Raw genomic sequence first — 8,543 nt, forward strand, 5'->3', positions numbered from 1 at the left:
ACCACCGCGACGGCGAAGAAGGCGGCTCCCGCCAAGACCGCCGCGGCGGCCAAGAAGACCGCCCCGGCGAAGAAGACCACGACGCGCAAGACCACCGCGCGCAAGACCGCCGCCAAGTAGCCTCTGTCGGCCCTTCGGGCGACGGCCGGTCAGAGCACGGCGCGAGATCGGAGCACGGCGAGAGCTGCGGCGGCCCGCGGATCCGGGATTCCGGAGGCGGGCCGGCGCAGCTCTTCCGCGTGCGGTGGCGCCGTCCCGGCCGGGCCGGGCGGCGGTACGGGGGAGGGGCTCAGCCCTCGGCGCCCGGGTCGGGGAAGGTCTGCAGCGTCACGAAGACCACGCGGCGCCCGGCGCCCTCGCCCTCGGTGCGGATCCGCACCCGCTGACCGGGCCGCAGCAGCCGCAGGCCGCCGGCGTCGAAGGCCGCCGCGTCGAAGGGCACCGGCGTGCCGTCGTCGAGCAGGACGGAGCCCGCCCGGGTGCCGGGATCGAAGGTGAACGCGGTGGCCTGCATGGCCGCAAGCATAGCGAGCGGTCACACCAGGGCGGCCGCCGCGGCGGCCGTCCGCGGCCCCACGCCGAGGGCCAGCGCCTCGCGCAGGTCCTCCCCGGTGTCCACGTCCCGCCGCACCGAGGCCACGTCGGCCAACTCCAGTTCGCACGCACCGCCGAGGGCGTGCCGCAGCCGCGAGCCGTCCCCGAAGGCGGGCCGCAGCGCGCCGCCGGACGGCGCGGCGAGCAGGGTGGTGCCCAGGCCCGGGGAGTCCGCCAGGAAGGCCCGGCGGCCGGACGGCACCGCGGCCAGCACACGGGCGAGTTCGGCCGGCCGCAGGGCCGGCAGGTCCGCGGAGAGCGCCGCCACCGGGGCGTGCGGGGCGAGCGCCGCGGCGCGCGCGGCACCGTGCGCCAGGGCCGCGTTGAGGCCGCCACCGGGCTCGTCCGGCACCACCAGCGCACCGAGGCGGGCGAGTTGCTCCGCGGCCGCGGCGTCCCGGGTCACCGCGAGCACCCGGGCCACCGCCGGGCAGGCCAGTGCGGCCCGCGCGGTGTCCAGGGCGAAGGCCAGCGCCAGCCGCGGGCGGTGCGGCCCGGCGAACGGCCCCAGCCGGCTCTTGGCCACCGCGGGCGGCTTCACCGGCAGCACCAGCGACCACAGCGCCGGGGCCGGTGGCAGCGGCGGACGGCCGGCGGGGCGTACGGTGTCCTCGGTCATCGGCGCCATTGTGGCGTCGGCTCCCGGGCCCGGGCCAGGCGGCCGCGATTCGCGTGCGTTTGGTCACTCGCCCGGGGCCTGCCCAGGGCGGCTGCTCGACAGCCGGTCCGCCCGCGGGTGAGACTGGTCGGCGCCCCGGGCCCTCCCGGCCGTCCCGGCCGGTGGAGAGCAGCAGGTCACACCCCGTCGAAGCGCGGCAGCGAACGGCGTACGGGGGCCGGCGCCGGGGCCCCGCCCGGGCACACCGGGCGGCGATCGAGGACCGCGGCACCCCACGTGCCGCACCGGATGAGGAGGAGCTGGGTGGCCCGCCGCTCGTACGCCAGTTTCGGCAACGCCGACTACGGGATCTGGTACCGCTTCGCGGCGGTCCTCGTGAAGCCGGTGACCAATGCGCTGGCGAAGACCGAATGGAGCGGCTGGGAGAACCTGCCGAAGGAGGGCGGCTTCATCGCGGCCGTCAACCACAATTCGGTGATCGACCCGGTGTTCTACGCCCACTGGCAGTACAACAGCGGCCGCCCGCCGCGGATACTCGGCAAGTCCCAGCTGTTCTCGGTGCCGTTCATCGGCTTCATGCTGCGCAAGACCGGCCAGATCCCGGTGTTCCGCGAGTCCACCGACGCCGCCGAGGCGTTCCGGGCCGCCATCGACGCCATCGACGGAGGCCAGTGCGTGCAGTTCTACCCGGAGGGCACGCTGACCCGCGACCCCGACCTGTGGCCGATGACCGGCAAGAGCGGTGCCGCCCGCGTCGCGCTGATGACCGGTGCGCCCGTCATCCCGGTCGCCCACTGGGGCGCCCACGAGATCATCCCGCCGTACGGCCGCGGCGGTAAGGGCAAGTACCACCTCTTCCCGCGGCACAAGGTGACGGTCGCCGCCGGACCGCCCGTCGACCTGAGCAAGTACCAGGGCCAGGAGCTCACCGCGCAGGTCCTCAGGGACGCCACCGAGGACATCATGGCGGCCATCACCGCCGTCCTGGAGGGCATCCGCGGCGAGCAGGCCCCCGCCGAGCGCTACGACATGCGCAAGGCCGCCCGCGAGCGCGCCGCCGCCGCGGCCGCCAAGCGCGACCGGGCCCGCAAGGGCGACGCCGAGGAGCGTGCCGAGTGACCCGCTGCGCCGTCTTCGGCACCGGATCCTGGGGCACCGCCTTCGCGATGGTGCTCGCCGACGCCGGCTGCGACGTGGTGCTCTGGGGGCGCCGCAAGGAGCTCGTCGACGCGATCGACCGCACCCACGAGAACCCGGACTACCTGCCGGGCATCGCCCTGCCCGCCCGCGTGCGGGCCACCACCGACGCCGCCGAGGCGCTGGCCGGCGCCGACTTCGCGGTGCTCGCCGTGCCCTCGCAGACCCTGCGCGCCAACCTGGCGGCCTGGGCGCCGCTGATCGAGCCGCAGACCGTCCTGGTCAGCCTGATGAAGGGCATCGAGCTCGGCACCGCGGAGCGGATGAGCGAGGTGATCCAGGAGGTCGCCGGGGTCGGACCGGAGCGCGTCGCGGTGGTCTCCGGCCCCAACCTGGCCATGGAGATCGCCCGTCGGCAGCCGGCCGCCAGCGTGGTCGCCTGCACCGACGAGGCCGTCGCCCAGCGCTTCCAGAAGGCCTGCCACACGCCGTACTTCCGGCCCTACACCAACACCGACGTGGTGGGCTGCGAGCTCGGCGGCGCGGTCAAGAACGTCATCGGCCTGGCCGTCGGCATGGCGGCCGGCATGGGACTCGGCGACAACACCAAGGCCACCCTGATCACCCGCGGCCTGGCCGAGACCACCCGGCTCGGCCTCGCGCTCGGCGCGGACGCCCACACCTTCGCCGGCCTCGCCGGGATGGGCGACCTGGTCGCCACCTGCTCCTCGCCGCTGTCGCGCAACAACACCTTCGGCATGAACCTCGGCCGGGGCATGACCCTGGAGGAGACCGTGGCCGCCACCAAGCAGACCGCGGAGGGCGTGAAGTCCTGCGAGTCGGTGCTCGACCTGGCCCGGCGCAACGGCGTCGACATGCCGATCGTCCAGGCCGTGGTGGACGTCGTCCACAACGGGCGCCCCACCCAGGAGGTGCTCGCCGGTCTGATGGCGCGCTCGGCGAAGCCGGAGCGACGGTGACCGGAACCGCGGGTTTCGCACGGTAGTCTCACGTCCGATATGAGCATCGAACAGACCTCCCCGAACCAGCCCGGGGGCAAGCCCCGGGTCGCGATCGTCTTCGGTGGCCGCAGCTCCGAGCACGGCGTCTCGGTCGTCACGGCCGCGAGCGTGCTGCGCGCGATCGACCGGAGCAAGTACGAGGTGCTGCCCATCGGCATCACCCACGAGGGCCGCTGGGCGCTGGTCGGCGACGAGCCGTCCCGGATGGCCATCACCGACGGCAAGCTGCCCGACGTCGACCAGGTCGCCGAGTCCGCCGAGGGCCAGGTCTCGCTGCCGGCCGCGCCGGGCAACCGCGAGGTCGTCCTCAGCGAGCCCGGCAGCGCCCCCAAGGTGCTCGGCGAGGTCGACGTCGTCCTGCCGCTGCTGCACGGCCCCTGGGGCGAGGACGGCACCATCCAGGGCATGCTGGAGCTCTCCGGGGTGCCGTACGTCGGCTCCGGCGTGCTGGCCAGCGCGGCCGGCATGGACAAGGAGTTCACCAAGCGCATCCTCGACTCGCACGGCATCGGCGTCGGCGACTGGACGGTCGTCCGCCCGCGCGACTGGGAGACCGAGGAGGGCCGCGCCGCCGCCCGCGAGCGGATCGCCGCGCTCGGCCTGCCGCTGTTCGTGAAGCCCTGCCGGGCCGGCTCGTCCATGGGCATCAGCAAGGTCAAGGACCTCGCCGACCTGGACGCGGCGATCGAGGAGGCCCGCCGCCACGACCCCAAGATCATCGTGGAGCGGGGCGTCGAGGGCCGCGAGATCGAGTGCGCCGTCCTGGAGTTCGAGGACGGGCCGCGCGCCAGCCTGCCCGCCGAGGTCCTGGTCGGCGGCGACTTCGAGTTCTACGACTTCGAGGCCAAGTACATCGACTCCTCCGAGGTCGAGATCCCGGCGAAGCTCACCGCCGAGGAGACCGCCGAGATCCGCCGCCAGGCCGTCGCGGCCTTCGAGGCGCTCGGCTGCGAGGGCCTCGCCCGGGTCGACTTCTTCCTGCTGAACGACGGCCGGTGGATGGTCAACGAGATCAACACCATGCCCGGCTTCACCCCGATCTCCGCCTACCCGAAGATGTGGGAGGCCACCGGGATGCCCTACCCGGAGCTGATCGACCGTCTGCTGCAGGCGGCCCTGCGCCGCTCCACCGGCCTGCGGTAATCGCCGGGCGGCCCCGGGGCGACCACTCGGGGGCGTGGGGAACCGCGCAGTTCCCCGCGCCCCTTCGGGGTTGCCCGTCGGGGCTTTCTCAGAGGCCCTCGGGAACGGCCGTCTTCACCGCGTCGGAGATCGCCGGGATCGGGTCGGCGTAGTTCGGGAAGGCGCCCTTGGGCACCAGCACCTCGACGTACGCCTTGCGCAGCGTGGTCACGAAGCGGTACCCGCCGTCGCCGTCCTCGGCGAAGCCCCACTGCACCCCGTTGATCTCGGGGGAGTTCTTCAGCGGGTCGTCGTCGAGGTACGCGGGCCGCTCGATGCCGCAGCGCAGCACCGTCCGCGGCGAGCTCGCCCAGGCGGCGGTGTACGGCGAGGCGGGTGACGGGTCCCTGCGGTCGTGGCCCTGGACGGACTGCGGCAGTGCTCGGTCCAGCGCCTCGCAGTACCGCGCCACCGCGGCGGACGGCACCGGCGGCGCGACCTCGTCACCGCCGCCGTTGCCGACGAGCAGCAGCACGCACCCCAGCAGCGCCGCGGGCGGGGCGAGCCAGCGGACGGGGGTGGGGAGCGACGCGAACGGACGGGAGGAAGCCACCCGCCGATGGTATCCGCGCCTACAGGCGGACCACCGGACAGGTCAGCGTGCGCGTGATGCCCTCGATCTGCTGCACCTGGGCGACCACCAGGCGGCCCAGGTCGTCGATGGACTCGGCCTCGGCGCGCACGATCACGTCGTACGGGCCGGTGACGTCCTCGGCCTGGACGACGCCTTGGATCTTGGCGATGGACTCGGCGACCGCGGTGGCCTTGCCCACTTCGGTCTGGATCAGGATGTACGCCTGTACCACGGGAGACCTCCAGGCGGCTGGGGGGTGGGCTGGCCGTCAGTCCGATCACCACGCTACCGCGCCCCTCCCCTGGGAGGGGAGACTTCTGCGGGGGTCGAGGGCGTACGCTGCGCGCGGGGGCGCGCGAGGACCGCGCCGGTTGAGTTGAGAGGACGGCAGATGCAGGGGACCGTGGGCGAGCTCGGCGAGTTCGGACTCATCAGGGAGCTCACCGCCCGGCTCGAGCCGACACCGGCCGTCGACCTCGGCCCCGGTGACGACGCGGCCGTGGTGAAGGCCCCCGACGGCCGGGTGGTGGCCACCACCGACGTGCTGATCGAGGGCCGGCACTTCCGCCGGGACTGGTCCACCGCCTACGACGTGGGCCGCAAGTCCGCCGCGCAGAACCTCGCGGACGTGGCCGCGATGGGCGCCGTGCCGACCGCGATCCTGCTGGGCTTCGTCGCCCCGGCCGACCTGCCCGCGACCTGGGCCACCGAGCTGATGGACGGGCTGCGCGACGAGTGCAAGGTGGCCGGCGCCGCCGTCGTCGGCGGCGACGTGGTGCGCGGCGACGCCGTCACCCTCGCCATCACCGCCCTCGGCGACCTGCAGGGCCGCCGCCCGGTGCTGCGCTCCGGAGCCCAGGTGGGCGACGTGGTCGCCGTCACCGGCTGGCTGGGCTGGTCCGCGGCCGGGCTGACGGTCCTCCAGCGGGGCTTCCGCTCGCCGCGGGCCTTCGTCGAGGCGCACCGCCGTCCCGAGCCGCCGTACCACGCCGGCCCGGCCGCCGCGGACCTCGGCGCCACCTCGATGGTCGACGTCAGCGACGGCCTGGTCGCCGACCTCGGGCACGTCGCCGCGGCCAGCGGGGTGGACATCGACCTGCGGGCCGCCGACTTCGACGTCCCCGCGCAGATGGCCGACATCGGGCAGGCCGTCGGCGTGGACCCGCTGCTGTGGGTGCTCTCCGGCGGCGAGGACCACGCCATCGTGGCGACCTTCCCCAAGAGCGTGCAGCTGCCCGCCCGGTGGCGGGTGGTCGGCGAGGTCGTGCGCACCGCGCGGCCGGGCCGCGGCGGCCGGGTCACCGTCGACGGGGCGCCCTGGGAGCGGGTCGGCGGCTGGGACCACTTCGCCGCCGAGTGACCCCGAACGGGTGAGCCGGGGCCGGGCGCGGTGGGGCCGCCGGGACGGTAGCAGCGCGTAGTCTTGCCGTGGTGCCGGGGCGGCCGACCCGTCCGGCCCGGCCGCCCGGTGCCGACCGGCCCCGGACCGCCACGACTCGGGGCCGCCCGCCCCAGGGAGACCAGGCGACCATGCGTATCGGCGTCCTCACCAGCGGCGGCGACTGCCCCGGCCTCAACGCGGTCATCCGTTCCATCGTCCACCGCGGCACCGACGTGCACGGGGACGAGATCGTCGGCATCGAGGACGGCTTCCTCGGTCTGATCGAGGGCCGGGCCCGGACGGTGTCGCACGACGACGTCACCGGTCTGCTCACCCTCGGCGGCACCGTGCTCGGCTCCGCCCGGGTGCGGCGGGACCGCATCGAGCAGGCCGTCCTGGAGTGCCGCGCGCTCGCCGCCGACCTCGGCATCGACGCCCTGATCGCCATCGGCGGCGAGGGCACGCTGACCGCCGCCGGGATGTTCAGCGACGCCGGGCTGCCCGTGGTCGGCGTGCCCAAGACCATCGACAACGACATCGACGCCACCGACGTCACCTTCGGCTTCGACACCGCCGTGCACGTCGCCACCGAGGCGATCGACCGGCTGAAGACCACCGCCGAGTCGCACCAGCGGGTGATGGTGGTGGAGCTGATGGGACGGCACACCGGGTGGATCACCCTGACCGCGGGCATGGCCGGCGGGGCGCACGGCATCCTGATCCCGGAGAAGCCGTTCGACATCGAGGCCGTGGCACGGCTGGTCGAGGAACGCTTCCGGCGCGGCAAGAAGTTCGCCATCATCGCCGTCGCGGAGGGCGCCCGGCCGATGCCGGGCACGCTGCTCTTCGACCACGGCGGCCTCGACCAGTACGGCCACCAGACCTTCGGCGGCATCGGCAACAAGCTCGCCCGCGAGCTGGAGGGCATCCTCGGCACCGAGGCCCGGCCGGTGATCCTCGGGCACACCCAGCGCGGCGGCTGCCCGACCGCCCGCGACCGGGTGCTCGCCACGCGGTTCGGCTGGCACGCCGTCGAGGCCGTCCACAAGGGTGCCTTCGGGCACTTCACGGCCCTGCGCGGCACCGAGGTCGAGCTGCTGCCGATCGCCGACGGGGTGCGGGAACTCAAGACGGTCCCGGAGTACCGCTGGCTGGAGTCGGAGGCCGTGCTCTGAGGCCTCCCCGGTAGGTTGTCGGGCATGGCTCCGACTGAACAGTCCTCCGTGTCCGCCGCCGGCTCCGCCGCTCCGCCCCGTGTGCTCACGGTGGCCGGTTCGGACAGCGGCGGGGGTGCCGGCATCCAGGCCGACCTCAAGGCGATGCTCGCGCTCGGCGTGCACGGGATGAGCGTGATCACCGCGGTGACCGCGCAGAACTCGCTCGGCGTCCAGGGCTACTGGGAGCTGCCGGCGGAGGCCGTCCGGGCGCAGTTCCGCAGCGTGGTCGACGACATCGGCGTGCAGGCGGTGAAGACCGGCATGCTGGCCTCGGTCGAACTGGTCGAGACCGTCTCCGAACTGCTGGCCGGCGTCGGCGCGCCCGTCGTGGTCGACCCGGTCGGGGTGTCCAAGCACGGCGACGCCCTGCTCGCCGCCGAGGCGGTCGCCACCGTCCGCGAGCGGCTGCTGCCGGTCGCGACGGTCGCCACCCCCAACCTGCACGAGGTGGCGCAGCTCACCGGGGTGGTCGTCGAGGACGAGAAGGACCTGCCCGCCGCCGCCGAGGCGGTCCTCGCGCTCGGCCCGCGCTGGGCGCTGGTCAAGGGCGGCCACCTGGCCGGCGAGGCCGTCGACCTGCTGGCCGGCGCCGACGGGGAGCGCCACTGGTACCGGGCGGCGCGCTACGACAACCGGCACACCCACGGCACCGGCTGCACCCTGGCCAGCGCGATCGCCGCCGAACTCGCCAAGGGCAGCACCGTGCCGGAGGCCGTCGGCGCCGCCAAGGAGTACGTCACCGGGGCGATCGCCGCCGGCTTCGCCCTGGGAGCCGGGATCGGCCCGGTCGACCACGGCTGGCGCACCCGCGGCTGAC

The 8,543-nt window shown here is 74.6% G+C and carries 10 protein-coding genes; 6 read left to right on the plus strand and 4 right to left on the minus strand.

Annotated features, from left to right (window positions below; genetic code table 11):
- Positions 1-289: 289 nt before the first annotated feature.
- Both ABZ641_RS09440 and cofC read right to left on the minus strand, forming a co-directional pair.
- Entirely contained in the window at positions 290-514 is a 225-nt protein-coding gene (locus ABZ641_RS09440; protein WP_344627298.1) for a hypothetical protein, read from the minus strand.
- Positions 515-535: 21 nt separating this feature from the next.
- Positions 536-1,213 carry a 2-phospho-L-lactate guanylyltransferase gene (cofC, locus tag ABZ641_RS09445; RefSeq protein WP_344627297.1) on the minus strand — a complete coding sequence of 226 codons (678 nt, stop codon included), beginning with the start codon at positions 1,211-1,213 and terminating at the stop codon, positions 536-538.
- A gap of 303 nt (positions 1,214-1,516) precedes the next feature.
- Here cofC and ABZ641_RS09450 point away from each other — a divergent pair, with 303 nt between their 5' ends.
- From ABZ641_RS09450 to ABZ641_RS09460, 3 genes are read left to right on the plus strand one after another with little or no spacing between them, the layout of a single operon-like run.
- Positions 1,517-2,332 carry a lysophospholipid acyltransferase family protein gene (locus ABZ641_RS09450; RefSeq protein WP_359980393.1) on the plus strand — a complete coding sequence of 272 codons (816 nt, stop codon included), beginning with the start codon at positions 1,517-1,519 and terminating at the stop codon, positions 2,330-2,332.
- Entirely contained in the window at positions 2,329-3,330 is a 1,002-nt protein-coding gene (locus ABZ641_RS09455) for an NAD(P)H-dependent glycerol-3-phosphate dehydrogenase (RefSeq protein WP_344627295.1), read from the plus strand. Before ABZ641_RS09450 ends, ABZ641_RS09455 begins: the two co-directional genes overlap by 4 nt.
- A gap of 39 nt (positions 3,331-3,369) precedes the next feature.
- Positions 3,370-4,515: a D-alanine--D-alanine ligase family protein gene (locus ABZ641_RS09460; RefSeq protein ID WP_344627294.1), complete on the plus strand. Its 1,146-nt coding sequence runs from the start codon at positions 3,370-3,372 to the stop codon at positions 4,513-4,515.
- Positions 4,516-4,603: 88 nt separating this feature from the next.
- Here ABZ641_RS09460 and ABZ641_RS09465 read toward each other — a convergent pair whose 3' ends face one another.
- Both ABZ641_RS09465 and ABZ641_RS09470 read right to left on the minus strand, forming a co-directional pair.
- A complete protein-coding gene (locus tag ABZ641_RS09465; protein ID WP_344627293.1) occupies positions 4,604-5,107 on the minus strand; it encodes a DUF3515 domain-containing protein in 504 nt (167 codons plus the stop codon).
- 19 nt (positions 5,108-5,126) lie between these two features.
- Entirely contained in the window at positions 5,127-5,360 is a 234-nt protein-coding gene (locus ABZ641_RS09470) for an Lrp/AsnC ligand binding domain-containing protein (RefSeq protein WP_344627292.1), read from the minus strand.
- A gap of 159 nt (positions 5,361-5,519) precedes the next feature.
- Here ABZ641_RS09470 and ABZ641_RS09475 point away from each other — a divergent pair, with 159 nt between their 5' ends.
- The 3 genes from ABZ641_RS09475 to thiD all read left to right on the plus strand — a co-directional run bounded on the left by ABZ641_RS09475 (position 5,520) and on the right by thiD (position 8,542).
- On the plus strand, positions 5,520-6,488 hold the full coding sequence (locus ABZ641_RS09475; RefSeq protein WP_030275719.1) for a thiamine-phosphate kinase: 969 nt from the start codon (positions 5,520-5,522) through the stop codon (positions 6,486-6,488).
- A gap of 170 nt (positions 6,489-6,658) precedes the next feature.
- On the plus strand, positions 6,659-7,684 hold the full coding sequence (locus ABZ641_RS09480) for an ATP-dependent 6-phosphofructokinase (RefSeq protein WP_344627291.1): 1,026 nt from the start codon (positions 6,659-6,661) through the stop codon (positions 7,682-7,684).
- A 24-nt stretch (positions 7,685-7,708) separates the two neighbouring features.
- Entirely contained in the window at positions 7,709-8,542 is an 834-nt protein-coding gene (gene thiD / locus ABZ641_RS09485; protein WP_344627290.1) for a bifunctional hydroxymethylpyrimidine kinase/phosphomethylpyrimidine kinase, read from the plus strand.
- Position 8,543 lies beyond the last annotated feature (1 nt).

Source organism: Kitasatospora sp. NPDC007106 (assembly GCF_040634455.1).
Classification (GTDB): Bacteria; Actinomycetota; Actinomycetes; order Streptomycetales; family Streptomycetaceae; genus Kitasatospora; species Kitasatospora arboriphila.

Excerpts from the sequence above, each read along its gene's own strand:
- ABZ641_RS09440 (WP_344627298.1), bottom strand. The coding sequence starts at position 514 with ATGCAGGCCACCGCGTTCACCTTCGATCCCGGCACCCGGGCGGGCTCC.
- cofC (WP_344627297.1), bottom strand. The coding sequence starts at position 1,213 with ATGACCGAGGACACCGTACGCCCCGCCGGCCGTCCGCCGCTGCCACCG.
- ABZ641_RS09460 (WP_344627294.1), top strand. The coding sequence starts at position 3,370 with ATGAGCATCGAACAGACCTCCCCGAACCAGCCCGGGGGCAAGCCCCGG.
- ABZ641_RS09475 (WP_030275719.1), top strand. The coding sequence starts at position 5,520 with ATGCAGGGGACCGTGGGCGAGCTCGGCGAGTTCGGACTCATCAGGGAG.
- ABZ641_RS09480 (WP_344627291.1), top strand. The coding sequence starts at position 6,659 with ATGCGTATCGGCGTCCTCACCAGCGGCGGCGACTGCCCCGGCCTCAAC.
- thiD (WP_344627290.1), top strand. The coding sequence starts at position 7,709 with ATGGCTCCGACTGAACAGTCCTCCGTGTCCGCCGCCGGCTCCGCCGCT.